This window comes from Phreatobacter sp. (genome assembly GCF_030691135.1).
Classification (GTDB): Bacteria; Pseudomonadota; Alphaproteobacteria; order Rhizobiales; family Phreatobacteraceae; genus Phreatobacter.
Genome location: NZ_JAUYFA010000052.1, coordinates 51120 through 76087, shown reverse-complemented (window position 1 = coordinate 76087; position 24968 = coordinate 51120). Strand labels below are relative to the sequence as shown.

The 24968-nt window shown below is 67.5% G+C and carries 26 protein-coding genes; 11 read left to right on the top strand and 15 right to left on the bottom strand.

The genetic code is table 11. The annotated features are described in order from the left end of the window. Positions 1-129: 129 nt before the first annotated feature. The 6 genes from Q8O26_RS08835 to Q8O26_RS08810 all read right to left on the bottom strand — a co-directional run bounded on the left by Q8O26_RS08835 (position 130) and on the right by Q8O26_RS08810 (position 6326). Positions 130-948 (bottom strand): SDR family oxidoreductase, encoded by an 819-nt coding sequence (locus tag Q8O26_RS08835; RefSeq protein WP_305575135.1) that lies wholly within the window; start codon positions 946-948, stop codon positions 130-132. 113 nt (positions 949-1061) lie between these two features. After that, positions 1062-1859 carry an SDR family NAD(P)-dependent oxidoreductase gene (locus tag Q8O26_RS08830; protein WP_305575134.1) on the bottom strand — a complete coding sequence of 266 codons (798 nt, stop codon included), beginning with the start codon at positions 1857-1859 and terminating at the stop codon, positions 1062-1064. A 4-nt stretch (positions 1860-1863) separates the two neighbouring features. Continuing rightward, complete coding sequence (locus Q8O26_RS08825; RefSeq protein WP_305575133.1) at positions 1864-3156, bottom strand: TRAP transporter large permease; 1293 nt, start codon at positions 3154-3156, stop codon at positions 1864-1866. Position 3157: 1 nt separating this feature from the next. Then, positions 3158-3658 (bottom strand): TRAP transporter small permease, encoded by a 501-nt coding sequence (locus Q8O26_RS08820; RefSeq protein WP_305575132.1) that lies wholly within the window; start codon positions 3656-3658, stop codon positions 3158-3160. Between the two features lie 130 nt (positions 3659-3788). Next, positions 3789-4784: a TRAP transporter substrate-binding protein gene (locus Q8O26_RS08815; protein ID WP_305575131.1), complete on the bottom strand. Its 996-nt coding sequence runs from the start codon at positions 4782-4784 to the stop codon at positions 3789-3791. Positions 4785-4967: 183 nt separating this feature from the next. Next, on the bottom strand, positions 4968-6326 hold the full coding sequence (locus tag Q8O26_RS08810) for an NAD(P)H-dependent oxidoreductase (protein ID WP_305575130.1): 1359 nt from the start codon (positions 6324-6326) through the stop codon (positions 4968-4970). 265 nt (positions 6327-6591) lie between these two features. Between Q8O26_RS08810 and Q8O26_RS08805 the strand changes: the two genes are divergently transcribed. Continuing rightward, entirely contained in the window at positions 6592-7530 is a 939-nt protein-coding gene (locus tag Q8O26_RS08805) for a LysR substrate-binding domain-containing protein (RefSeq protein WP_305575129.1), read from the top strand. On the opposite strand, the gene Q8O26_RS08800 is transcribed toward Q8O26_RS08805, so the two are convergent. Beyond that, a complete protein-coding gene (locus tag Q8O26_RS08800) occupies positions 7503-7982 on the bottom strand; it encodes a DUF2938 domain-containing protein (RefSeq protein ID WP_305575128.1) in 480 nt (159 codons plus the stop codon). The genes Q8O26_RS08805 and Q8O26_RS08800 overlap by 28 nt on opposite strands. A gap of 101 nt (positions 7983-8083) precedes the next feature. Between Q8O26_RS08800 and Q8O26_RS08795 the strand changes: the two genes are divergently transcribed. The 5 genes from Q8O26_RS08795 (at position 8084) to Q8O26_RS08775 (ending at position 12964) form a co-directional block, all read left to right on the top strand. Then, complete coding sequence (locus tag Q8O26_RS08795) at positions 8084-8305, top strand: hypothetical protein (protein WP_305575127.1); 222 nt, start codon at positions 8084-8086, stop codon at positions 8303-8305. Positions 8306-8475: 170 nt separating this feature from the next. Further along, positions 8476-9813 carry an ABC transporter substrate-binding protein gene (locus Q8O26_RS08790; protein ID WP_305575126.1) on the top strand — a complete coding sequence of 446 codons (1338 nt, stop codon included), beginning with the start codon at positions 8476-8478 and terminating at the stop codon, positions 9811-9813. A gap of 141 nt (positions 9814-9954) precedes the next feature. Beyond that, a complete protein-coding gene (locus tag Q8O26_RS08785; protein WP_371134501.1) occupies positions 9955-10938 on the top strand; it encodes a carbohydrate ABC transporter permease in 984 nt (327 codons plus the stop codon). Continuing rightward, a complete protein-coding gene (locus Q8O26_RS08780; protein ID WP_305575125.1) occupies positions 10935-11852 on the top strand; it encodes a carbohydrate ABC transporter permease in 918 nt (305 codons plus the stop codon). The genes Q8O26_RS08785 and Q8O26_RS08780 overlap by 4 nt, the downstream gene beginning before the upstream one ends. Positions 11853-11866: 14 nt before the next feature. After that, entirely contained in the window at positions 11867-12964 is a 1098-nt protein-coding gene (locus Q8O26_RS08775; RefSeq protein WP_305575124.1) for an ABC transporter ATP-binding protein, read from the top strand. Here Q8O26_RS08775 and Q8O26_RS08770 read toward each other — a convergent pair whose 3' ends face one another. The 3 genes from Q8O26_RS08770 to Q8O26_RS08760 form a co-directional block, all read right to left on the bottom strand. After that, the gene (locus tag Q8O26_RS08770) at positions 12965-13513 is read right to left on the bottom strand and encodes a hypothetical protein (protein ID WP_305575123.1); all 549 of its coding nucleotides are present in this window, start codon (positions 13511-13513) and stop codon (positions 12965-12967) included. A gap of 91 nt (positions 13514-13604) precedes the next feature. Beyond that, a complete protein-coding gene (msrB, locus tag Q8O26_RS08765; protein ID WP_305575122.1) occupies positions 13605-14012 on the bottom strand; it encodes a peptide-methionine (R)-S-oxide reductase MsrB in 408 nt (135 codons plus the stop codon). 70 nt (positions 14013-14082) lie between these two features. Beyond that, entirely contained in the window at positions 14083-14940 is an 858-nt protein-coding gene (locus Q8O26_RS08760; RefSeq protein ID WP_305575121.1) for a sulfite oxidase heme-binding subunit YedZ, read from the bottom strand. A gap of 319 nt (positions 14941-15259) precedes the next feature. Here Q8O26_RS08760 and Q8O26_RS08755 point away from each other — a divergent pair, with 319 nt between their 5' ends. Both Q8O26_RS08755 and Q8O26_RS08750 read left to right on the top strand, forming a co-directional pair. Then, the gene (locus Q8O26_RS08755; protein ID WP_305575120.1) at positions 15260-17026 is read left to right on the top strand and encodes a DEAD/DEAH box helicase; all 1767 of its coding nucleotides are present in this window, start codon (positions 15260-15262) and stop codon (positions 17024-17026) included. 4 nt (positions 17027-17030) lie between these two features. Beyond that, on the top strand, positions 17031-17504 hold the full coding sequence (locus tag Q8O26_RS08750; RefSeq protein WP_305575119.1) for a YaiI/YqxD family protein: 474 nt from the start codon (positions 17031-17033) through the stop codon (positions 17502-17504). A gap of 202 nt (positions 17505-17706) precedes the next feature. Here the strand turns inward: Q8O26_RS08750 and Q8O26_RS08745 are convergent, their stop codons facing one another. Together Q8O26_RS08745 and Q8O26_RS08740 are read right to left on the bottom strand one after the other, a co-directional pair. Continuing rightward, a complete protein-coding gene (locus tag Q8O26_RS08745; protein WP_305575118.1) occupies positions 17707-18471 on the bottom strand; it encodes a DUF3750 domain-containing protein in 765 nt (254 codons plus the stop codon). Further along, entirely contained in the window at positions 18458-19114 is a 657-nt protein-coding gene (locus Q8O26_RS08740; RefSeq protein WP_305575117.1) for a glutathione S-transferase family protein, read from the bottom strand. The genes Q8O26_RS08745 and Q8O26_RS08740 overlap by 14 nt, the downstream gene beginning before the upstream one ends. 135 nt (positions 19115-19249) lie before the next feature. On the opposite strand from Q8O26_RS08740, the gene Q8O26_RS08735 reads away from it, so the two are divergent. The 3 genes from Q8O26_RS08735 to Q8O26_RS08725 all read left to right on the top strand — a co-directional run bounded on the left by Q8O26_RS08735 (position 19250) and on the right by Q8O26_RS08725 (position 21885). Beyond that, positions 19250-20464, top strand: coding sequence for a polyhydroxyalkanoate depolymerase (locus Q8O26_RS08735; protein ID WP_305575116.1), 1215 nt, complete (start codon positions 19250-19252; stop codon positions 20462-20464). A gap of 142 nt (positions 20465-20606) precedes the next feature. Further along, positions 20607-21182, top strand: coding sequence for a hypothetical protein (locus Q8O26_RS08730; RefSeq protein ID WP_305575115.1), 576 nt, complete (start codon positions 20607-20609; stop codon positions 21180-21182). Positions 21183-21195: 13 nt separating this feature from the next. Then, positions 21196-21885, top strand: a complete 690-nt coding sequence (locus Q8O26_RS08725; protein ID WP_305575114.1) for an RraA family protein — start codon at positions 21196-21198, stop codon at positions 21883-21885. Here Q8O26_RS08725 and Q8O26_RS08720 read toward each other — a convergent pair. Genes Q8O26_RS08720 through Q8O26_RS08710 form a run of 3 tightly spaced genes read right to left on the bottom strand, consistent with a single transcriptional unit; the run spans position 21879 to position 24941 of the window. After that, positions 21879-23165 (bottom strand): type III PLP-dependent enzyme, encoded by a 1287-nt coding sequence (locus Q8O26_RS08720; RefSeq protein ID WP_305575113.1) that lies wholly within the window; start codon positions 23163-23165, stop codon positions 21879-21881. The two genes, Q8O26_RS08725 and Q8O26_RS08720, sit on opposite strands and share 7 nt — an antisense overlap. After that, the gene (locus Q8O26_RS08715) at positions 23155-24687 is read right to left on the bottom strand and encodes an AMP-binding protein (RefSeq protein ID WP_305575112.1); all 1533 of its coding nucleotides are present in this window, start codon (positions 24685-24687) and stop codon (positions 23155-23157) included. The genes Q8O26_RS08720 and Q8O26_RS08715 overlap by 11 nt, the downstream gene beginning before the upstream one ends. Next, entirely contained in the window at positions 24684-24941 is a 258-nt protein-coding gene (locus Q8O26_RS08710; protein WP_305575111.1) for an acyl carrier protein, read from the bottom strand. Before Q8O26_RS08710 ends, Q8O26_RS08715 begins: the two co-directional genes overlap by 4 nt. Positions 24942-24968: the final 27 nt, after the last annotated feature.

The following is a 24968-nucleotide window of genomic DNA, read 5'->3' as shown; positions in this document are numbered from 1 at the left end:
GCCAAAATCGCACCCCGCTCCCGCCGACCGGGATGACCCGCATGGACGGGCCATTTCACCCGTGAAATCAGCGACTCGCATCCGCCCTGAGGCAGGCCGGCTCCGGCGCCGATCCCGCCGACAGGCGGATCATCTCTGCAGGCCAAAATAACGTGACATGCCCCAACGGAAGACCCCGCCGGGAACGATGCCGCGCGCAGCCACCATGACGCGTTGTCCGAAGGGACCGACTGCATATCGCGGCCCGTGTCTGCGGCCCTCGACGAGATCCGCCACCAGCGCCGCGACCCCGGCTGGTGGCGCGCCGGCCCGCTCGTCTTTCTCATACATCGCGACGACCCGGACAAAGGCGGCAGCATAGGGCGAGGCCGGGTCCTTCGAGGCGACCGTCCGGACGCGGTTGTCGACCACGGGCGTCGCAGTGTCGCCGGGGGCCACCAGCGCCACATCGATGCCAAAAGCGACCACTTCCTGGGCAAGCGCCTCCGTCAGGCCCTCGAGGGCGAACTTGCTGGCCGAGTAGATCCCCTGGAACGGCATGCCCACCCGGCCGGCGAGCGAGCCCATATTGACGATGGTGCCCGAGCCGCGTTCCCGCATGGCCGGCAGCGCCGCCCTGGCGACGCGCATCGCGCCGAGCACGTTGGTCTCGAGGCTGCGGCGCGCCTCCTCGATCGAGGTGTCCTCGACGGCGCCGGCCATCACAAGGCCGGCATTGTTCACCACCGCGTCGATGCGGCCGTGGGAGGCGAGCACGCCGGCGACGCAGGCCATGACCGAAGCGTCCTCGGTCACGTCGAGCCGGGCCCAGGTCCACGGCGCCTCGCCCGGGTTCTCACGACGGCTGGTGCCGATGACGTGATGACCGCGGGCCTGCAGGAGGTCAGCCGTAGCGCGGCCGATCCCGGACGAGGCCCCGGTGACCAGAACGACTTTCGAGCCTGGCATGGCTGCTCCTTCCCGACGTGACCGCGCTCCTTAGCCTGTCGGAAGCGCAGATGCATCCGTTCTGCCGCCGGACACAGCCATCCGGACCGGAACCCGGCGGCCGTGATGCGGCGTCAGGCGCAGCGAGCGGTGAAGCCGCCGTCCACCGGCAGGCAGACGGCATTGATGTAGCTGGCCTCGTCGCTGGCGAGGAAGACGGCGGCATTGGCGACGTCCCAGCCGGTGCCCATGCGCCCCATGGGCGTCGCCTCGTGGCGGGCCTTCACCATGTCGTCGGGCGAGGCGTACTGGACGGTGATCTGCTGGTAGATCAGCGGCGTGTCCATCAGGCCCGGCAGGATGGCGTTGCAGCGCAGGCCGTCGCGCGCATATTGCAGCGCGACGCCGACGGTGAACTGGTTCACCGCCCCCTTGGCGGCGTAGTAGCTCGTGTAGGGATATCCGACATAGCGGATGCCGGCCGACGACGAGATGTTGGTGATGACGCCCTTGCCGCGCGCCACCATCGTGGGGATGACGACCTTGCAGGCGAGGAACATGCCGGTGACGTTGAGGTCCATCTCGCGGCGCCACTCGTCCTCGGTGAGGTCCGGCGGGCCGCCCATCTTGGCGTGGCCGACATTGTTGTGGAGGATGTCGACCGGGCCGAAGAGCGCCGTGGTGCGCGCCACCACGTCCTCCACCTCCATCAGCTTGGTGACGTCGCAGGCGAGGGCCTCGGCACTGCCGCCCTCGCCGCGGATGAGGCCGACGGTCTCCTCGGCCGCCGATCGGTTGATGTCGACGCAGACGACCCTGGCGCCGGCGCGCGCATAGGCGACGGCCGAGGCCTTGCCGTTGCCCCAGCCGGGGCCGACGGAACCGGCTCCGAAAACGAGCGCCACGCGGTCTGCAAGTCTGTTCGTTGTCATGTGCTCAACCCGTGTAGCCGACGAGGACGCGCGGCAACCAAAGAACCGTCGAAGGAAAGAAGGAGATGATGGCGAGGACGACCAGACTGGCGGCGAGGAACGGGCCGAGTTCGCGGCTCTCCTCCTCCAGCTTCACCCCGGCAAAGTTGGCGCAGATGTAGAGCAGGATCCCGACGGGAGGAGTGATCAGCCCGATGCAGAGGTTGAAAACCATGACCAGGCCGAAATGGACGAGGTCGATGCCGACGGCCTGGACCACCGGGACGAGAACCGGGATCAGGATGAACAGCGCCGGCAGCGGCTCCATGAAGATGCCGATGACCAGCAGGAAGACGTTGATCATCATCAGGATGATGACCGGATCGCTGGAAACCGATGCGATCCAGACCGCGATCGCCTTCGGCATGCCCGACACCGCGAGCAGCCAGCCGAAACCGGACGACAAAGCGATGATGAACATGACCAGCGCGGTATCGAGGGCGGTCTGCACGAGGATGGGCCAGATCGTGCGGATGCTCAGTTCGCGATAGACGAAGAAACCGACAAGGGCGGCGTACACGACGGCGATGGTGGCGCTCTCCGTCACGGTGACGACGCCCCCGGTAACACCGATGAGAATGATCACCGGCATCATCAGCGCCCAGAGGGCGGGCAGGACCAGGCGGGGAATCTGGCGGATCGGCACGGCTTCGGAGACCGGGTAGTTGCGCCGGACGGCGATCACATAGGCAGCCGTCATCAGCGCGACCCCGAGAAGAATACCCGGCACGATCCCACCCAGGAACAGCGCGATGATCGAGACCCCCTTGGCCGCCGACAGGCCGTAGATCACCAGCGGGATCGACGGGGGAATGATCGGCCCGTTGACGCAGGCCGACGCCATCAGCGCCGCGGCGAAACCGCCGCCGTAGCCCTGTTTCTTCATCGCGGGAATGAGCACCTTGCCGAGGGCGGACGCATCGGCCGCAGCCGAACCCGACAGTCCCGAGAAGATCATCGCGGCCATGACCGAGGTCAGCGCCAGGCCACCGCGGAACCGACCGACCATCGCATTGGCGAGGCGAATGATCTGGTCGGTGATGCCGCCGCCGTTCATCAGGTTGCCGGCGAGGATGAAGAAGGGGATGGCCAGCAGCGCGTAACTGTCGGCACCGACAAGCGTGCGCTGGGCGAGCAGCGACATCGGAAGACCGCCGTGGAACCAGATCGCCCCCATGGTGGCCAGACCCATGGCGAAGCCGATGGGGACCGAGACGGCGAGCAGCAGGAAGAAGGTGCCGATGAGGACCGTGCCCATGTCAGAAGTCTCCCACCGAGCCTTCGGGGCGGCGCTTCGACGGATCGACGATCTTCTCGACGAAATAAAGAACCATCATCGCGCAGGCCACCGGCGCCGAAAAATAGAAATAGGCCGGAGATATGTCGAGCGCCCCATAGGTATTTGGCAGCACGTCGATGGAGAGCTTGAGGCTATAAATGAACAGCACAACGATGAAGAACAGATTTGCCAACTCGATGACCCAGAACATGATCTGCTTGGCGCGGCCGCGCAGCATGTCGATGAACATGTCGACACCGATATGGAGCTTCTGCCGGTAGAGCACGGCGGCGCCGACGAAGGTGATCCAGATGAACAGGATATTCGACACCTGCTCGATCCAGGCGATCGGCGAGTTGATCACATAGCGCCACCAGACGGCCGCCAGCGTGATGAGGACGATCGCGGCGACCCACAGCCCGAGGAAGACCTTCGCCACCTCGGTCACCCAATGGGACGTCCTGCTGATGATTGCGGTCATGGACCTCGTGCCAAACAATGTCGCGCGCCCCGGACAGTGGCGGACAGTCCGCCGGCTTCGGCAGGCGAAACCGCCGCGAAGGTGCCCACGGCCGGCCGAGGCCGGCCATGGGCGGGGGTGGTGCGCAGCTTCAGGCGACCTGGGCCATACGGTCGGACCACCGCTTGCCGGCGGGGAACTCCGTGATGAGATTCCGGACGGCCTGTGTGAAGGCGGCCTTGTCGACCTCGGTGACAACGATGCCCTTCGCCTTCACCTTGGCGAGGATCTCGGTGTCCTCGGCGATGACACGGGGGCGGATATGGGCCTCCATGTCGCGTGCCGCCTGGTCGAGCGCCTGCTGGAGGGCCGGTGCCAGCCCCTGATAGGCCGGCTGGGAGACGAGGATGCAATTGTCCTGCATCATATGCTCGGTCAGGGCCAGATGGGTGTTGGCGTCGAAGATGCCGGAGTTGAACGACAGTGCCGTCGGGTTCTCCTGGCCGTCGATGACCTTGGACTTCAGAGCCTGGAAGACCTCCGGCCAGGGCATCGGTGTCGGCGAGGCGCCGAAGAGCTCGAACGTGCGACGCCAGAGCGCCGTCTCCGGCACGCGAATCTTCAGGCCCCGGAGGTCGGCCGGCGCACGCACCAGGCGATTGGAAGAGAGCTGGCGCGGCATGCGGGGAATGGCGGCGAGCGGACGGATGCGTGCGGCCCTGGCGACGTCGTCCTGATACTCGGCGCGGATCGTATCCCAGACCCGATCCTTGTGGGCGACGTCCTTGAACAGATAGGGATGGGTCCAGACCTCGGCCGGCCGATACACGCCGGCGAGGACGCCCTGACCGGGCGTGGCGACCTGGATGGCGCCCTGCTGCACGGCCTCGATATGCTCCCGTTCACCACCCAGGGAGCCACCATGATGCGCCGTGATGACGATCTGGCCCTGCGTCAGTTCGCCGACGCGCTTCGCGAAGAAGTCGAGGCTCTGACCGATGAAGTCGGCCTGGGCTGTGGCGCTGGCGCCGATCCAGTTCAGCCGCTGGGCGCGCAGCACGGCCGGCATGGCCACCAGTGCCGTACCGGCGGCGAGGCCGCCGAGCACCAGGCGGCGGGATGCACTCTTGGTCTCGAATGTGGTCATGGTGGTCCTCCTCGGTGGGGTGGGGCCCGTGTGCCGGGCTCTGAAGATCGTTTCCTCGGGTGCCGGCCTGAGGCCGGTCTGGTTGTCGCGGGCCGGTTATCCGGTCATCCGTATGTCTGCATGTCGTGCGTATGTCTGCATGTCGTGCCCGGCACACCGGGCACGACGCTGTCGGGGCAGGCTTCACGCCACCTTCGCGTTGGGCTTGGCGAAGGCGGCTTCCATCTCGCGCCTGACCTTCACGGCGAGGCTCGCCGCGTCGTAGTCGACGTCGGTCCACTTCAGGCGCTGACCGAGCTTCACGTCGTTCTTGAGCTTGACGTTATGCGCAAGCCCAAGCGGCAGATAGCCCTGATCGAGGGAGGCCTCGGCCGGGGTCTGCTTGCCCCAGACGCAGAAGCCGCCCTCGCCGTCCAGCATCTCGCCGGCCTTGAGGTCGCGCTTGGCGGTGGCGACGACGTCGGAGTTGAAGCAGATCGGCGCGCCCGTCGGCTCCTTGCGCAGGGCGGCGGAGGCGACGGAATAGCCGAGCTCGAGGCCGATCATGTGGATCGGGCGGTAGAGGCAGGCATATTTGCCCGAGGCATCCTGCAGCATCGAGTATTCGCGGAAGCACTCCTGGCTGTAGGCGCTGTCGCTCTCGAAGACGACATAGGTGCCCATGACGAGAGAATGCGGCACGTCGGTCCCGTCGCGATAGACCGACGAGGTCACCTCGGTGACGCCGGCCTTTTCCAGCACGCCGCCGGCGGAACGCGGCTTGCAGATCTCGGCATGTTCGAAGCGGGTCGCCGGCGGGAAGGACAGGCCCTCCGACTGGGCGTGGAGGCCGGTGGCATTGCACACCGCGGTCATCTCGATGCCGGACTTGGTGCCGTCGACGAAGGAGTTGAACATCTTCGGATTGATGGAGTTCCGATCGCGGATCTTCATGTATTTGTCGAGGATGTCCCACACCGTGTCTGGCGTCGACTGGTGGTAGGTCGGGTGGTAGCGGGTGCCCTTGCCGGCGGCGACGACGCGGAAGCCGCAGGCTCTCGCCCAGTCGACATGGTCGGCGATGAGGGCGGGCTGGTCGCCCCAGGCGAGCGAATAGACGACGCCGGCGGCCTTCGCCTTGCGGGCGAGGATGGGCCCCGCCACGGCATCGGCCTCGACGTTGACCATGACGATGTGCTTGCCGTTGTCGATCGACTTGATGGCGAAGCGGATGCCGGCGCCTGGATCACCCGTCGCCTCGATGATGACCTCGATGGCGGGATGGGTGACCAGAAGGTCGGCATTGTCGAGGATGGCGGTGCGGCCGGTGCGCAGCGCATCGTCGATGGAGGAGGCGGCGTATTGCTCCTCGGGCCAGGAGCCGGCCTTCAGCTGCGAGCGGGCCCGGTCCGGGTTCAGGTCGGCCACGCCGACGAGATGCATGCCCTCGGTCAGGCGGCACTGGCTGGCGAACATGGTGCCGAACTTGCCGGCGCCGATGAGGCCGACGGTCACGGGCTTGCCGGCCGCCTGCCGTTCGAGAAGCATCCGATGGAGGTTCATGCGACGGTCGTCCTCTGACAGTTTCAACGCGGCGCGCAGGCGCCGGGACCGTCGTGGACTGGCCAGAATGCGGACAAGAGCATCCGCGCGGCGGCCTCATGGCCGCATCCGCGCTGGTGGCGCCGCATCCCGTGCGGCGTCCTGATGGCTTCCTCCCCGCGACCCTGTTGACCGGGCCGTCGACATGTCTTGAGAGAACGCTAACAAGGATATGATTTTCATGAAAACGAAATAAACTGATGAAATCGATGAGGAGGTTTCACCCATGATCAGAGGCATGCCGCCCCTGAAGTGCCTCCAGACCTTCACGGCGGTCATGGAGACGGGCAGTTTCGCGGGCGCCGCAGGGCAGCTCAACGTGACGCCGTCGGCGGTCAGCCACCAGATCCGCATGCTCGAGGACATTCTCGGCAAGCCGCTCTTCGTGCGCCGCAACCGGACGGTGCAGCCGACCGAGGACGCCGTGGCCTATGCCAGCGCCCTCGGCGAGAGCTTCACCCGCATCGCGGTCGCCACCAGCCGCTTCGCGTCCGAGGGATCGGTCCTGCGCCTGATGCTGCATTCGGCGCCGAGCCTGGCGACGCTCTGGCTGGTGCCGCGCCTTTCCGCCTTCCGCGCCCGACACCCGGAGATCGATCTCACGCTGTTCGCCGGTCACGAACCGGCAAAGCTCGGCGACGACGGCTTCATGATCGACATCCAGTACAACCGCCCCGTGCCCGAGGCCTGCGAGGGGCTGGTTCTGTGCGAGGAGACGGTCATGCCGCTGGCCAGCCCGGATTTCGTGACGCGCCACAACCTGACGCGGGTCGAGGACATCAGCGCCGTGCCGCTCATCCATTCCGTCCGCAGCGTCGTGCAGTGGGACCAGTGGATCGCCCGCCATGCGCCGCATGTCATGCTGGCACGCCGCGGCATGACTTTCGACCGCGCCTATCTCGGGCTGATGGCGGCGCGCGACGGGCTCGGCCTGATGCTGGAATCGACCCTCCAGGCTGGCGGAATGCTGGCGGCGGGGGAACTCATTGCGCCATTCGGCCCGCTCGGGGTCACCGCCGTCGCGCACCGGCTCGTCTACCGGCGCGAGGACCGGGCGCGTCATCAGATCGAGGCCTTCGTCACCTGGATCACCGAGGAGATGGCTGCCGACCGGGCGGTGCCGGACTTTCCCCAGCCTCAGCGGGTCAGGAGGGCGGCGAAGTAGAGGCCAAGACCGAACACCGTGTGGCCGAGGATGTTGAGCATGCGGATCTGCATGGCGTTGTCACGGCGTGAGGCGGCGATGCCGGCGCCCATGCCCGGCTGCAGAATGAACCAGCCGCAGCCGATGGTGACATAGCCGACGATGAGTGCCGGAACGAGGGTCGGAACCCGGGCCCAGCCAAGCCCCCAAACGGCGAGCAGGACCGCCGCGAAGGCGATACCGACGGCGTAGTGGAAGATCCAGCCGATAACGCGCTCGTTGGACACCGGAGCCGACCGGCCGATATCGTCGTGGATGAACCGGCCCTGCGGCAGATGGCCGACCCAGCGGCCGACCATCGCCCAGTTCGGCGGCGCGACGGCAAAGACGCGCTGGAGGAACAGGGCCCAGAGATCGAGCAGGGCGGTGGCGGCGACGCCGATCACGATGGACCGCCAGATGAATTCGAACATGGATCTGCTCCCCGTCCCGCGCTCTCGCGGCGCGGCGCAGGTCCAATCTGGACGATCGCCGCGGCGGCGAGAAGCCGGGTCGGCGCGGATGGCAGGGTTGCATGGCGACCAGCGGCGCGACGCCGGGGATCCACCCGGAAACGGCCGACATCCCGGAATTTTGCATCGCGACAGCAATTATCCGTCTTTTGCTGCGTCGCACACCAGACAAATCGCCACATACACCGCTATTTCATGACGATTTGATGCAACAATCTCGCGTTTTGTATCATACATTTCGTCGATTATTTTGCGCCTGCGAAGTGAAATCTTCGCCTGCGTGAGTATCCGCATCTTTGACTCCATCGAATTTTGTCGTTTACTGCATGCAACGCCCAAGCTGACATGCATGCGGCAGGCCCCCATGGGTCGGATCGCAGGAATGCCAAACGAGCTCGGCACGGCGTCCAACAGCGCGGCCAACCGGCCGTGACCGTCCTCGGGAGGATCAACCATGCGCAGACAGACCCTGAGCCGCCGCCGGTTCCTGGCAGCGACGGCGATCACCACAGCGGCACTTTCCACGCCCTTCGTCCGCGGCGCCCATGCCGCCGGCAAGCTGTCCATCGGACTCTGGGACCATTGGGTTCCCGGGGCGAACCGGGCCTCCACCGAGGTGGCGCAGGCCTGGGCCGCCAAGGAGAAGGTCGAACTGACGATCGACTACATCCCCTCGCAGGGGAACAAGAACCTGCTGACCATCGCCGCCCAGGCGCAGGCGAGGTCGGGCCACGACATGCTCGCCATGCCGACCTGGTGGCCGCAGGCCCATGCCGACCAGCTGGAATCCTGCAACGATATCATGACCCAGCTCATCGCCCAGAGTGGCCAGGTGAACGGCACGGTGCAGTATCTCGGCCGCGCCGGCGACAAGTGGCTCGGCGTGCCCGCCACCATCGGTTCGCAGATCAAGGGTCCCTGCTCGCGCATCGACCTGCTGAAGCAGCATGCCGGCATCGACATCCAGGCCATGTATCCGGCCGGCTCGGCACCGAAGGCAGACGCCTGGACCATGGACGCCTATCTCAAGGCGGCGGAAGCCTGCCACAAGGCGGGCGTGCCCTTCGGCGTCGGGCTCGGCGACACGACCGACTCCGTCGATACCGCAGGCGCCTTCTTCCAGTCCTTCGGCGCGGCGCTGGTCGACGCCAAGGGCGACCTCACGGTGAAATCGGACGCCGTCCGCCAGGCGCTCGAATATTGCGTCAAGGTGGCGAAGTTCTATCCGGCCGATGCGCCGGCCTGGGACGACGGGTCGAACAACCGCTGGCTGGTCTCCGGCCGCGGCGCGATGATCATGAACCCGCCGAGCGCCTGGGCGGTGGCAAAGCGCGACGCGCCGCAGATCGCGGCCCAGTGCTGGACCCACGGCATGCCGGCGGGACCGCGGGGGCGCTTCTCGCCCTTCCTGCCCTATTTCTGGAACATCTGGTCGTTCTCGCCGAACAAGCCGGCGGCGAAGAGCCTCCTCGTCGCGCTGTCGCAGCCGGATGCCGTGGCGAAGTTCGTGGCGGCCTCCGCCGGCTACGACATTCCGTCCTTCGAGAAGCTGACGACGCTGCCGACCTGGGCGGAGGAAGGGCCGCCGAAGGGCACGCTCTACCACTACCCGAACCCGCACAACCACCAGACCCTCTCGATCGCCGCCGCGCCGGCGCCGCCGAAGATCGCCCAGCAGATCTACAGCCAGGGGACGCTGACGAAGATGATCGTCCGTCACCTGCAGGGCGAGCCCATGGAGCGCACGCTGGCCTGGGCGGAGAGCGAGGTGGAAGGCTTCCTGCGCACCTGATCCGCGCGGGTTTCCCGCACCGGCCGAGGGGGCGCTGCGGCGCCCCCCTGCGACGATGACGGCGGCGCGCCAACGCGTGCCGCCGCGCTGCAGCGTCACCCGATCACACGGACCGACACCCTCGCGAGGCGGCGACACCTGATGGCAGATGCAGTCCTTTCATCCGATCCCCCGGCGCGCCGCATCATCACCCGCCCGAATGCGGTCCGGCGCTTCTTCCAGCGCAAGTCCACCATCGCCTTCCTGATGGCTCTGCCGCTGATCATCCTGATCTTCGGCCTCGTGATCTATCCGGCCTTCTATGCGGTCTACCTGTCGACGCTCCGGAAATCGATGACGAGCGTCGCCTGGATGCGCAACTGCGCCTGGCTGCCGGACGTCATCTGCACCTATCTGCCCTTCGGCAACATGCAGTTCCTGTTCACCCGCGAGACGTTCTGGAAGGTCGTCTACCAGTCCTGCCTGTTCGCCATCACGGCGGTGATCTTCAAGGCGCTGCTGGGCTTCATCCTCGCCCATTTCGTCCACAACATCCCCGCCAAGGGGCAGCGCAAGTGGCGCGGCATGCTGCTCATCCCCTGGGTCATTCCGCCGGCCATGTCGACGCTCGCCTGGCTCTGGCTGTTCGACCCCTCCTACAGCGCCTTCAACTACGTGCTGACCGGCGCGGGCTTCGACCGCATCCCCTGGACTGGAGATGCCAACTGGGCGCGGTTCGCGGTTATCCTGGTCAATATCTGGGTCGGCGCGCCCTTCTTCATGATCATGTATCTGGCGGCGCTGAAATCGGTGCCAGACCAGCTCTACGAGGCGGCCGCCATCGACGGCGCCAACTGGTGGCAGCGCATCTGGTACGTGACGCTGCCGATGATGCGCAACATCATCGCCATCACGGCGCTGTTCTCCACCATCGTCACCTTCGCCAATTTCGACATCGTCCGCGTGCTCACCGCCGGCGGTCCGCTCGACCAGACCCACCTCTTCGCGACCTGGGCCTTCAAGCTCGGTATCGAGGGCGGCGACATCCCGCTGGGAGCGTCGGTGTCGCTGTTCATGGTGCCGATCCTGGCGGTGGCGGCGATCTTCATCCTGCGGGACATCAACCAGCGAGGGAACGAGGCATGACCGCGGCCACCGTCACGTCAAACAAGGGCGCTCCCTCGCGCAAGACCGCCTATGGCTCGATGAGCCGCGACCGGACCTGGGCGCTGCGCTGGTCCTATTTCTTCCTGGTGATCTTCGCCGCCTTCTTCCTGCTGCCGCCGATCTACATGTTCATCACCTCGCTGAAGACGAGCGCGGAAATCTCGGCGGCGACCAATCCGTGGTGGGTCTACAACCCCACCCTGGCGAACTACGCCGAGCTGCTGACGAAGCCGGAATATCTGGTCTTCTTCCGCAATTCGGTGGTCGTCTCGACCTTCGTGGTGACCATTACCATGCTGATCTCGATCCCCGCCGCCTTCGCCCTGTCGCGCATGCGGTTCTGGGGGTCGGCGACCCTCGCGACCGGCGTGTTTCTCACCTACCTGGTACCGGACACGCTGCTGTTCATCCCGCTGTTCAAGATGTTCGCGGTGTTCCACGAGGTCACCGGCATCCAGTTGCTGAACCGCTGGTGGGTGCTGCTGGTCGTCTATCCGACGCTCACCGTGCCCTTCTGCACCTGGATCATGATCGGCTATTTCGCCTCCATCCCGAAGGAGCTCGACGAGGCGGCGATCATCGACGGAGCCAGCTGGTTCCAGACCCTGACGCGCATCTTCATTCCCGTCGCGCTGCCCGGCATCATCGCCGCCACAATCTTCGCCTTCACGGTGAGCTGGGCGCAGTTCCTCTATCCGCTGGCCTTCACCACCTCCGTGGATCAGCTGGTGCTCCCTGTGGGGATCATCACCACGCTGATCCGCGGCGACGTCTTCGCCTGGGGCCAGATCATGACGGGGGCGCTGCTCGGCGCCCTGCCGCCGCTGATCATCTACGCCTTCCTCATGGACTACTACATCGCAGGCCTGACAGCCGGCGCGACCAAGGGCTGACGGGAGAGCAGACAATGGCAGGAGTAACCCTCAGGAACGTCTTCAAGCGCTATGGAGACGTCGAGGCCGTCCGCGGCATCAACCTGGACATCGCCGATGAGGAGTTCGTGGTGCTGGTCGGCCCCTCGGGCTGCGGCAAGTCGACGACGCTGCGCATGATCGCCGGGCTGGAGGACATTTCGGACGGCGACATCGCCATCGACGGCTACGTCGTCAACGATGTGCCGCCGAAGGACCGGGACATCGCCATGGTGTTCCAGAACTACGCGCTCTATCCGCACATGACGGTGGCGGAGAACATGAGCTTCGGCCTCCGGCTGAAGCGCTATCCGAAGGCGGAGATCAAGAGCCGGGTGGACGAGGCGGCGCGGATCCTCGACATCCGGGAACTGCTGGAGCGCAAACCCAAGGCGCTCTCAGGTGGTCAGCGCCAGCGCGTCGCCATGGGCCGCGCCATCGTGCGCAATCCCAAGGTTTTCCTCTTCGACGAACCGCTGTCGAACCTCGACGCCAAGCTGCGCGTGCAGATGCGCACCGAGATCAAGAAGGTCCACCTGAAGGTGCGCACCACCACGGTCTATGTGACCCACGACCAGGTCGAGGCAATGACCCTGGCCGACCGCGTGGTGGTGATGAACCACGGCCTGATCGAGCAGATCGGGCCGCCGAACGAACTCTACCACCACCCGCGGACCCGCTTCGTCGCCGGCTTCATCGGCTCTCCGGCGATGAACTTCATTCCGGCGCAGCTGCGGGCGACGGCTGGCGGTCTCGACCTCGTCGTCAGCGATTCCATCGTGCTGCCCGTGCCGCCCGCGAGGGTGGAGCGCTATAAGGGCTTCGCCGGTCAGGCGGGGCTCGTGCTCGGTCTTCGCCCCGAGCACATCACCGAGACCTCCGCCACGATGGAGCCCGGTGTCGCGCCCTTCGCCATCACGCTCGACGTCATCGAGCCGATGGGGAACGAGACGCTGGTCTATTTCACCCTCGCGGGAGAGGCGCTGTGCGGGCGCGTCAGCCCCAATGCGGGGGCAGCCGACGGTCAGCCCATGCGGCTCGCCGCCAATCTCAACCACATGCACCTCATCGATGCCGCGGGCATGGTGCTGTGATCAGTAGAACTGGTCGAGCACCATGGCCGCGAGAATCGACATGAACAGCGCCAGGTCGATCAGCCGGCGGCGCGGCGAGTAGCGCATCAGCATGCCCGACAGCGCCACGCAGAAGGCGAGAACGCCGCTCAGGCTCGACAGTATGACGAACCTGAGGTCCAGCACCAGGGCGATGGACAGGAAGGTGGCCATGCCGACCAGGCCGGAAATAACCACGGCGAAGAAGCCATAGGCGCCGGATATGTCGGTAAATCGCAGCAGGGCGCGCTGCCAGGTCGGGACGGTGCGCGGCGGCACACTCACGTCATAGAGCGCGCCGAGCGCCCGGCCGCTGGCGAGGAAGGCCAGGGCCGCCGCCCCGGGCATGAGCGCCAGCAGGGCGAAGCCGCGGTCGGAGGCGATCTTGTCTATGCCGACGACGCGCTCGACGAAGCCGAAGGCGGTCAGCAGCACCGAGCCGATGGTGAGCGCGCTGGCGACGATGACGCGCGCAACGTCGATCAGCGCCGTCTCGCGGTCGAAAGGCGGCGGCGCGGAAGGCTCTGACATGGGACGGGCTCGGCTCGACGGCGGCAGGGGACGACGGGCCCCGATGGGACCAGCCGCACCCTGCGTGTTCCAGCTTAAGGACCGGTTTCCGTCAGGCCGGTTCGAAGTTCAGCGCGACGCCGTTGATGCAGTAGCGCAGGCCCGTCGGCGGCGGCCCGTCGGGGAAGACATGGCCGAGATGGCCGCCGCAATTGGCGCAATGCACCTCGGTGCGCACCATGCCCCAGGAGCGGTCGACCGTCTCCTCCACCGCGCCCGGCAGCGGCTGGTCGAAGCTCGGCCAGCCCGTGCCGCTCTCGAACTTCTTGCCGGCGATGAAGAGATCCTGGCCGCAGCCGGCGCAGGAGAAGGTGCCGGCGCGCTTCTCGTGATTGAGCGCGCAGCTTCCCGGCCGTTCCGTGCCGTGGCCGCGCAGCACCTGATACTGCTCGGCCGTCAGGATGCGGCGCCATTCCTCGTCTGTCTTGGTGACAGGGAAGGTCCTGGTGGCAACATTCATCGTGTGGTCTCCCTTCATTCCGAACAGGGCGGTCAATTGCTGGAACAGTCCCATCGCCTCATCCCTCCCGTCATCCCGCACCGGCAGCGGCCCGCCGCGGGCCGGGCGCCTCGCGCCGGGACCGGAGCCGGACGAGGCTGACCAGCGCCAGCGCCAGTCCCGCCAGCGTCACCCACAGGGCCGGCCTCAGCCCGAACGCGACATCGAAGTTGGCGAGGAAGATGCGCGAGGCCATGACGCCGGTCATGGTCGCGTACCACAGCGTCTCCAGCAGGGCCGTGGCGATCCCGGATATGAGGGCGAGACCGGCGAGTTGCAACGGCCGCGGCGCGATCCCCCAGCCGCGCATCAGCCGGAAGCCCATCAGCCATCCGAAGAAGCCGAGCATCAGGACCGGCTGCGACACGTCGATCTTCGTCTGCAGGAAGAAATGCCAGATGGCGATGAAGGCGAGCGGATAGGTCAGGAGATGCAGCCGATTCCAGGCTGTGCTGCCGAGCCGGCGGATCATGGCGTCGGTCGAGGTCGCGGCGAGCACGAGCAGCCCCACGACGCCGACGAAGCCGATGGTGAGATAGAAGCGCAGCACGATCTCGCTCGCCACCTTCTGCAGGTCGTAGGCCTGTTCGACGACGTAGAAGACGAGGTGGACGAGCGCATAGGCGGCGGCGGCGACGCCGACCATACGGCGCACGACGATCAGCTTCGGCCAGTCGGCGAGGAAGCGCAGCGGCGTGATCAGCAGCGAGAAGAGGAGCAGCCGCACGGCCCAGTCGCCGGACTGGTGGATGGCCGAGGTGATCGGCTTCGAGCCGAGTGTGCCGGTCGCCGCCTGCCACGCGATCCACGCTCCGGGGGCGATAACACCCAGGAAGACGATCAGCTTGAGAACGGAGAGTTTCCCCGCCCGGTCGTTCCACGGCAGCATGCAGCATCCCCTGACAGCTCGATGTCATGCCATACGCGGGCTCACCGCAACAGGTTACATGCCCTGCCCTCACGTTGCGGTGAGGCGCGGGTCGCGATGCGGCGCCGGATATCACGGCTGCGAGAAAGTCGCATTTCCGGGAACGACGATGGCGGCACCCGGCACGGCTGCCGACCTCATTTACCGCATGTGCGAAAAACATGGATTTTTGTCGCGGATGAGCCTAGGGAGACGTCCAACATCCGAAGCCGCCATGTCCGCCGATCCCTGACCGGCCCTTCCTTCAGCCGGCTCGGACCCATTCAGGACATTCCGCAACGTGACCGAAGCCCTCATCCCATCGCAACTGGCCGCGGCCCTCGCCGCCAGGGACTATGTCGACCTCACCCCGGTCCAGAGTGCCGTTCTGGCGCCTGCGGCCGCGGGCCGCGACCTTCTCGTCTCGGCCCAGACGGGGTCCGGCAAGACGGTCGCCTACGGTCTCGCCCTCGTCGACACCCTGATGGGGGACGCCGAGCGGCTGCACCGCACCGCCGCGCCGCTGGCGCTGGTGGTCGCGCCGACGCGTGAACTGGCGCTGCAGGTGCAGCGCGAGCTGACCTGGCTCTATGCCGATACCGGGGCGCGCATCATCGCCTGCGTCGGCGGCATGGACGCGCGCCGTGAGCGGCGCCTGCTCGAGGACGGCGCCCATATCGTCGTCGGCACGCCCGGCCGCCTGCGCGACCATATCGAACGCGGCGCGCTCGAACCCTTCAAGGCCAAGGCCGTGGTGCTGGACGAGGCGGACGAGATGCTCGATCTCGGCTTCCGCGAGGACCTCGAGTTCATCCTCAAGGCGACCCCCGAGGATCGCCGCACGCTGCTGTTCTCTGCCACCATCCCGGCGGCCATCGCCACCCTCGCCAAGCGCTACCAGCGCAACGCCTTGCGCATCGAGTCCGGGGCCGGCGAACGCGGCCACCAGGACATCGACTACCGGGTGATCCGCGTCTTCCCGAACGAGGTCGAGCACGCCGTCGTCAACGTGCTGCGCCAGCTGGAGCCGAAGACGGCGATCGTCTTCGCCAATACGCGCAACGCCGTGCGCCACCTGCAGGCGACGCTGGTGGAGCGCGGCTTCTCCGCCGTGTTCCTGTCGGGCGAGCTCGGCCAGCACGAGCGCAACCTCGCCCTTCAGTCGCTGCGCGACGGGCGGGCCCGCATCTGCGTCGCGACCGATGTCGCGGCGCGTGGCATCGACCTGCCGAACCTCGCCCTCGTCATCCATGCCGAACTGCCGCACGACGCCGAAGTGATGCAGCATCGCTCCGGCCGTACCGGCCGCGCCGGCAACAAGGGCGTCAGCGTCCTGCTGGTGCCGACGACGCGGCGGCGGCGTGCCGAAAGCCTGCTCGCCGAGGCCGGCATCCGCGCCGAATGGGCCGGCCCGCCGACCGCCGACGACATCCGCGCCCTCGACCGCGAGCGCATCTTCGCCGACCCGCTGCTGACCGAAGAGCCGAGCGAGGAAGACCGGCAGGTCGCCGCCGTGCTGATGGAGCGCAAGTCGGCCGAGGACATCGCCATCGCGCTGGCACGGGTGCTGCGTTCGCGCCTGCCCGAGCCCGAGGAGGTCTCCGATCCGGGCTTTGCCCGCAGCGCCACCGCCGGCCCGCGCGGCCGGGCCGAGCGCGACCTGAAGGTCACCGGCGACATGGCCTGGTTCCGGGCCGATGTCGGCCGGCAGAACCGTGCCGATCCGAAATGGCTGCTGCCCATGATCTGCCGCCGCGGCAAGGTCACGCGCGACGACATCGGTGCGATCCGCATCCAGGACACGACGACGGAGTTCCAGGTCTCGGCTGCCCTCGCCGAGACCTTCATCGTCAATGCCCGCAAGGCCAATTCGGACGACGTGTTCATCACGCCGATCCAGGAGGGCGATGGCGGCGCGCCGCCGCCGCGCTTCCGCCAGCGGCCTGACGAGGGACGCGAGACGCGCGACGCCAAGCCTTTCGCCAAGAAGCGCCCGCCGCCGGGCCCCGCCAAGGGCAAGGCCGAGCGTGGCGGCTTCAAGCATCGCAAGAACCGCGAGCGCCCGTGACTCCATGACGGCCGGTGGTCCGATCGTCGTCTATGTCGATGCCGACGCCTGTCCGGTGAAGGACGAGGTCTATCGCGTCGCGCAGCGCTACGGCCTCGCCGTCAAGGTGGTGGCCAACAGCCCGATCGCCGTGCCGCGCGAGCCGTGGATCGAGCGCGTGGTGGTCAGCGAGGGCCCTGACGTCGCCGACGACTGGATCGCCGAGCGCGCGGGTGCCGGCGCCATCGTCGTCACCGCCGATATTCCACTGGCGGCACGGACGGTGAAGGCCGGCGCGGTTACCCTCGCGCCGACCGGGCGCATCTTCGACGCCGGCTCGATCGGCCTCGCGCTCGCCACCCGCAACCTCATGGATGACATCCGCTCGGCCGGTGGCCAGACCCGCGGGCCGCAGGCCTTCTCCGCCCGCGACCGCTCGGCCTTCCTGTCCGCCATGGACCTGACGGTGAACCGGCTGAAGCGGGCGGGATACGGGTAGCTGTCGAGGCGTGGCGGACCAAGGCCCCACCCGCACCCTCCCCTCGCTGACGCGAGGAGAGGGGCACTACTACGACGTCGCGCTCTCTTCGCATCCGTCGTGCCTGGCTCAACCGGGCAGAGGGGCCTGAACGTCAAAGTCCCCCTCCCTGCGGCAGCGGGGAGGGTGCGGGTGGGGCATTAGCCAGAAGAAGCGAAGGCGCTCACACGAAACTCTCGCCCATGCCGATCCGCCCGATGGCGGGCAGCTTGATCGCCGGGCGGCGGATGTCGAGGCCGAGAACCGCGCCGAAGAGGCTGATCTCGAGACCCTCGTACCAGCCGAGGGTGAGGCCGACATAACCACCGAGCGTCGCGCGGAAGCCGAGGCCTGCGGTGGCGGGGGCGAGCCAACGGCCATCATGGGGGAAATCCTTGCCGATGGCGGTCGGCGGCAGGCTCGCCTCCAGATCGGCGGCGGCGAGAACCGCGGCGACGAAGGTGTTGGAATTGGGCCCCGGCCAGGCGCGGTAGTCGCCACGATTGGCATGGACATAGCCGGCAATGGCGGCGCGGATCTTCGGGATGGCGGCAGAAGCCGTCGCGCCGTCGGCGGCGAAGACCAGTTCCGGCTCACGCCCGAACCAGCGGCCGTCGGCGACGAAACCGTTGATGCGGATGGGTTCGCCCCAGGCGGTGTAGTCGAACCGGTCGTAGCGCGCGGCGCCCGCCTCCTTGACGACGATCCAGGTATGGGTGGCGAAGATGCCGCTCCAGCGCACTGTGCGGGCGGCATAGACCCGGATCACCGCCTCCGGCGTCGCCCCGGCGGGCGCCAGGAGCCCGGCGCTGGCCCGGCCCGTTGCCGACCAGTCGGGGCCTCGATAGCCCGCCGCATGATGGCCGGCGGACCATCCGATCGGCAACAGGAACAACAGCAGAAAGGCCAGTGCAAGACGCCGGCCCCGGCCGGTCCTAGAACTCGACATCCAGTTCCTCGATCTCCTCGGGCTCGGCCTTGGCGGATACGATCCATTCCTTCAGCGGCGCCCAGTCCATGATGGTCCGGCAATAGGCGGCTGCTGTGGCGTCAATAGGGACGTCGTAGGTGTAGAAGCGCATGCAGACCGGCGCATACATGGCGTCGGCCACCGTCGGCGTCGCGCCGAAGAGCCAGGGGCCGCCATAGGTGGCGAGGCATTCGTCCCAGATGGCGAGGATGCGGTCGATGTCGGGCTGGGCGCCGGCCCAGACCTTGAAGCCGGCATGACGGGCCTTGAGGTTCATCGGCAGCGCCGAGCGCAGGTTCTGGAAACCCGAATGCATCTCGGCCGAAATGGAGCGGCAATGGGCCCGCGCCAAGCGGTCCGCGGGCAGCAGCCCCGCCTTCGGGAAGCTCTCGTGCAGATATTCGGCGATCGACCAGGTGCCCCAGATCTTGGCACCCTCGTCAGTCAGCGCCGGAACGAGGAAAGACGGTGAGAGCAGCAGGAGCTCGGCCCGCTGCCCCGGATCATCGAGCGAGATCGGCACCTCGTCGAACGCGATGCCGGACATCTTGCACAGGAGCCAGCCGCGCAGCGACCAGGACGAATAGTTCTTGCTCGAAATCGTGAGCTTGGCCTTGGCCATCCGAACCTCCCCCGGCGACGGCGGCTGTGATGCACAGAGCCCGACGCAAAGAATACTCTCGCAGTGCAACAGAAAGTGCACTAGCTTTTTTTGGATCGATGCCAAGGTGGCATCCTGACCCACCCTGGACGCCCCATGCTGTACCACGCGTTCGAATTCCAGAGCCGGATGTTCGAGCCCGTACGCGACGCCGCCCGGATGGCCGGTGCCCTTTTCGGTCCCGCCCTTTCCGCAGCGGACAGCCGGCTCGGCCGCGAATTCATGGCGACCTGGGAGATGGTCGGCCGCGCCGGCGTCACCCATAAGCGCCCGGATTTCGGCATCGCCAGCGTCATGGTAGGCAACCGCGAGGTGGCGGTGACGGAGGTTCCCGTCCACGTCACGCCCTTCGGGACGCTATTGAACTTCCGCAAGGACATCACGGCGACCCAGCCGAGGGTGCTGCTTGTGGCACCGCTGTCAGGCCACTTCGCGACGCTGCTGCGCAACACCGCGAAGACCCTGCTGCAGGACCATGACGTCTTCATTACGGACTGGCACAGTGCCCGCGACGTCCCATGGACGGCGGGCCGGTTCGGCTTCGACGAATATGTCGAGCACATCATCGATTTCCTGCATGTCATGGGGCCGGGATCGCACATCGTCGCGGTCTGCCAGCCCTGCGTGCAGGCGCTCGCCGCCGCCGCGGTGATGGCTCAGGCCGGCGATCCGGACCAGCCGAGCAGCATGACGCTGATGGCGGGACCCGTCGACGTGCGGATCAACCCGACCAAGGTCAACGAACTCGCCTTCAGCCACCCCTACGAATGGTTCGAGAGGAACCTGATCTCGACCGTGCCCCTGCCCTGCGCCGGGGCCGGCCGGCGCGTCTATCCGGGCTTTCTCCAGCTCATCGCCTTTCTGATGATGAACAAGGAGCGGCACATCAAGGCCCATCTCGACCTGCACGGCCATCTCTCCCGCGGCGATACCGCCAAGGCCGAGGCGATCCAGACCTTCTACGACGAGTATTTCGCCGTGCTGGACCTGACCGCGGAGTTTTACCTCGAGACCATCGACAAGGTCTTCCAGCGGGCGCTGCTCGCGAAGGGCGAACTGACCTACAAGGGACTTCTCGTCGACCCCTCCGCCATCCGCCGGACCGCCCTCCTGACCGTCGAGGGCGAACGTGACGACATCTGCTCTCTCGGACAGACGGTGGCCGCGCACGACCTCGCCTCGAAGCTGAAGCCCTTCCGCAAGCGCCACCACATGCAGGCGGGCGTCGGCCATTACGGCGTCTTCAGCGGCCGGAAATGGGAAGGTCAGGTCTATCCCATCGTGCGCAACATGATCCTTGCGAGCGAGTAGGAGCAGCGACCCCGAGCGGACGGCGGAGCCGCTGCGCTTTAGGGGGGCGTGTCAATCGGCCGGCGAACCGCTATAGGCGATGGCGGGGACGACTGACGATTCCGGCAAGGCGCCGGACAACGCCGATGAGGATCAACCTGCCATGACGCTGACCCGCCTCCTGCGCGCCGCCGCCATCGCCGCGACGCTCTCCCTCGCCTCGCCCGCCCTCGCCGACGATATCCGCGATGCGATCGAGGAGGCCCGCAAGGCCTATCAGGCCAATGACCTCGTCGCCGCAAAAGCCGCCCTCGACGTCGCCTCCCAGCTTCTGGCGCAGCGCAGCGCTACCGGCCTGTCGCGCTTCCTGCCCGCCCCGCCGCGCGGCTGGACCGCCGACGAGGCGGAGACGGATGCCAGCGCCGCTGCCATGTTCGGCGGCGGGCTGATCGCCAAGCGCCGCTATTCCATCGGCGAGCGCCACGTCACCGTGCAGGTGCTGGCCAATTCGCCGATGATCGCACAGCTGGCGCCGCTGTTCTCCAACGCCCAGATGCTCGGCGCCATGGGCCGCGTCTTCCGCTTCAAGGGCAAGACCGCCGTCCATTCCCGCGACGGCAACATCCAGGTGCTGCTCGGGCGGACGCTGATCATTCTCGAGGGGTCCGGGACCGAAGCCGAGAAGCGCGCCCTGCTTGACCTGCTCGACATTGCCGCCATCGAATCCTTCAACGGCTGATCGGTCTCCTGCCATGTCCCTCGGTTTCCAGGTCCTGCCCAAGCCCCATGCCAACGATCCCGCGCTGACGGCGCTGCTCGCCGGCATCCCGACGGCGCTGCTCAGCGACAATATGGGCCGGCTCTTCGCCGCTGGCCCGTCGCTGCGGCCGATGCATGACGGCACGCCGCTGCTCGGCTTCGCGCTGACGGTCAGGACCCGGCCCGGCGACAACCTCCTCGTCCACAAGGCCATCGACATGGCCGGCCCCGGTGACGTCGTGGTGGTGGAGGCCGGCGGCGCGCTGACCAATGCCATCATCGGCGAGATCATGGCGACGATCGCGATGAAAAACGGCGTGGCAGGCATCGTCATCGACGGCGCGATCCGCGATTCCGACGCCATCGCGGCGATGAGCCTGCCCGTCTTCGCCGCCGGCGTGACCCATCGCGGCCCCTACAAGGACGGCCCCGGCGAGATCAACACGGGTGCGGTGATCGGCGGCCAGCATGTCGCGCCCGGCGATCTCATCGTCGGCGATGCCGACGGGGTGCTCGCCGTGCCGCGGGCGGAGGTGGCGGCCGTCGCCGCCCTCGCCCGCAAGCAGCTCGCCGCCGAGGATGCGACGATGAAGGCCATCGCCGCCGGCACGCTCGACCGCAGCTGGGTCGATGCGACGCTCGCCGCCAAGGGCGCCGCGCTCGGCAAGGCCTCGGTCTACTGAACCCGTGAAATCAGCTGCGCCGCGCCGGCGTCCACCAGGACCTCGGCGGGCGCGGGATGGCTGAGAAAGCCGACCGGACTGGCGGTCGGCCCATAGGCGCCCGACTGCAGCACGGCGACGAGATCGCCCTCGGCCATGGCCGGCATCTCGACCTTGCGGGCCAGGGTGTCGAGCGGCGTGCAGAGCGGCCCGACGACGCTGGCCGGACCGACCACCGGCTCACCCATGCGCGAGGCGGCGGCGACCGGGTAGTCGCGCTTGATGACCTGTCCGAGATTGCCGGAGGCGGCGAGATGGTGGTGCATGCCGCCGTCGACCACGAGGAAGCGCTGGCCGCGCGAGACCTTGGCGGCGAGAACGGCTGACAGATAGACGCCGCACGCGCCGACGAGATAGCGGCCGGGCTCGACCAGCACATGGGCGTCACGGATGAGCGGATCGGCGTCGCGCAGGGCGATCAGTTCCGGCAGGCCGGCCCGGACCGCGGCGAGGTCGAGGGTGCCGTCGCCGGCGAAATAGGGGATGCCGAGCCCGCCGCCGAGATCGATGGTGCGCAGCGGGCGGCCGAGACGCGCGGCGGCGCGGCCGGCGACGGCGAGGCCGTGGCGCCACTGGCCGATCAGAACGGCGGCATCGAGGATCTGCGTTCCCGCGAAGAGATGGATGCCGGTGAGGTCGAGATGGGGATGGGCCGCCACGGCATCGACGACCGCGTCGAGATCCTCCTCGTCGAAGCCGAAGGGCGCGGCCTTGCCGCCCATGCGCATGGCGCCACCCTGGGCCTCGGCGATGGGATTGACGCGGATGGCGACGCAGACCCGGCGGCCGAGGGACGCGCCGATGGCCGCGACATGGACCATCTCCTCGTGGCTTTCGAGGTGAATCTCGCCGATGCCGGCTGATATCACCGCCGCGAGTTCGGAGCGGCGCTTGCCCGGGCCGGCGAAGAGGATCTGCGCGGGATCGACGCCCGCTTCCATCGCGGCGTGGAACTCGCCGAGCGAGGCGATCTCGATCCCCGCACCCTCCGCATGGAGCACCCGCACGACGGCCGGGTTGGGGTTGGCCTTGATCGAGTAATGGATGGTGGCGAAGCCTGCGAGGGCTGCCGCGAGGGCGCGGTAGGAGCGGCGGATGAGGCCGGCGTCATAGGCGAAGAGCGGCGTGCCGAAACGCTCGGCGAGGGCGCGGGCCGGGATGCCGCCGATCAGGAGATCGGCGCCGTCGACGCCGAACTGGTCGGCAACGAGCCTGTCGGCGAGGGTCGCGTCAGGCGCCATGGCTACGCTCGCGCACGAGACCGACATAATCGACCTTGCCGTTGGGGGTGACGGGCAGGCGCTCGACCAGCTCGAGCTCGCGCGGCACCATATAGGGCGGCAGTTCGGCGGCGGCGGCCTGCAGAACCGAAGCGCCATCGACCGGGCCGAGGGCCACCGCCACGGCATGGACCTTCTGCCCGGCGAAGGGGTCGGGCAGGCCGATCACCGCGACCTGCTGGAAATGGCCCATGGCCATCAGGCATTCCTCGACCTCGGTCGGGCTGATGCGATGGCCGGAGGATTTGATCATCGCGTCGTTGCGGGCGACGAAATAGAGGAAGCCCTCCGCGTCCTCCGTCACCAGGTCACCAGACCAGCAGACGGTCTCGCCCCCCTCGACGGCCGGCCGGAACGGATGGGGCCGTAGGACCTCGGCCGTCGCATCGGGCCGGTTCCAGTAGCCGAGCGACACGGTCGGACCACGGTGGACGAGGATTCCCGGCTCCCCGGGCGCGGCCCGGCGGCCGTCGGCGGTCACCACCAGCATCTCGCATTCGGGGATGGCCTTGCCGATGGAGGTCGGGCGGCGCTCCACCTCTTCGGGCGGCAGAAAGGTGGAGCGGAAAGCCTCGGTGAGGCCATACATGAGGAAGATCCGCGTGCCGGGCAGCTTCTCGCGCAGCCGCGCCACGGTTTCGGAGGGCACGGCGCCGCCGGAATTGGTGATGTAGCGCAGGGTCGGCAGCGGGGTTTTCGCCAGCATCGGCGTCGCCCGGGTGAGGATGGCCCAGATGGTGGGAACGCCGGCGAGCCCGGTGATGCCGTGCTCGACGATGGCTTTCACGATGTCGGCACCGAACTGGAAGGTCAGCAGCACGATCCGGGCGCGCTGTTCGACTGCGGTCAGCAACTGGTTGAGGCCATAGTCGAAGCTGAAGGGAAGCACCGAGAGGATGCGCTCGTCCTCGGTGATGCCGAGATAGGTGCGCACGATGCGCGTGCCGGCGAGGAGATTGCGGTGGCTCAGCATCACGCCCTTGGGCCGCCCGGTGGAGCCCGACGTGTAGAGGATGGCGGCGAGATCCTCGCCGATGCCGGCAGAGGGAAGCGCCGCAGCGACGCCGCCGTCATCGACCAGGGCATCGACCGCGATGATCCGGATGTCATCGAGGCCGGCGCAGGCCTCGGCGAGGGCGGCGACCTGGTCGCTGCGGGTCAACACGATCCTGGCGCCGCAATCGGCGACGATGTGACGGACCTGGGCGGGCTTCAGGAGGGCGTTGACGGGGACGAAGACGCCGCCGGCCATGGCGATGCCGAAGATCGCCCAGCATTCCTCGAGGCTCTTCGGCAGAAAGATCGCGACGCGGTCGCCGTGCGCCAGGCCGTGGCCGCGGCAGAGACGGGCGCAACGGCGGGCGGCGGCGAGGAGGTCGGCATAGGTGGCCTGCCGGTCGCCATCGACCACGGCGATGCGCTCCGCCCCGGACGCGGCAGCCTGTTCGAGGAGATGATGGAGGAGATAGGGCGGAGGCGTCACGCGCGCTGGCGCTCCGCGAAGGCGACAAGCTGGCCTAGCGTCTCGAAATTGGCCGGATCGAAATCGTCGTCCATCAGCTGGATGCCGAAGCGCTCGTCGAGGAAGGTGACGAGTTCGAGGATGCCGAGGGAATCGATGGCCCCGCTGGCGAGGAGCTGCGTCTCGGCCGACAGCGGCTGGTTGGCGAGCGCCGGGAACCGCCCCCTGAGGAAGGCACTGATCTCCTCGGCAACATCGATCGTCTCGGTGGTCACGGTTCTCTCCCCCACAGGTCCGGCGGC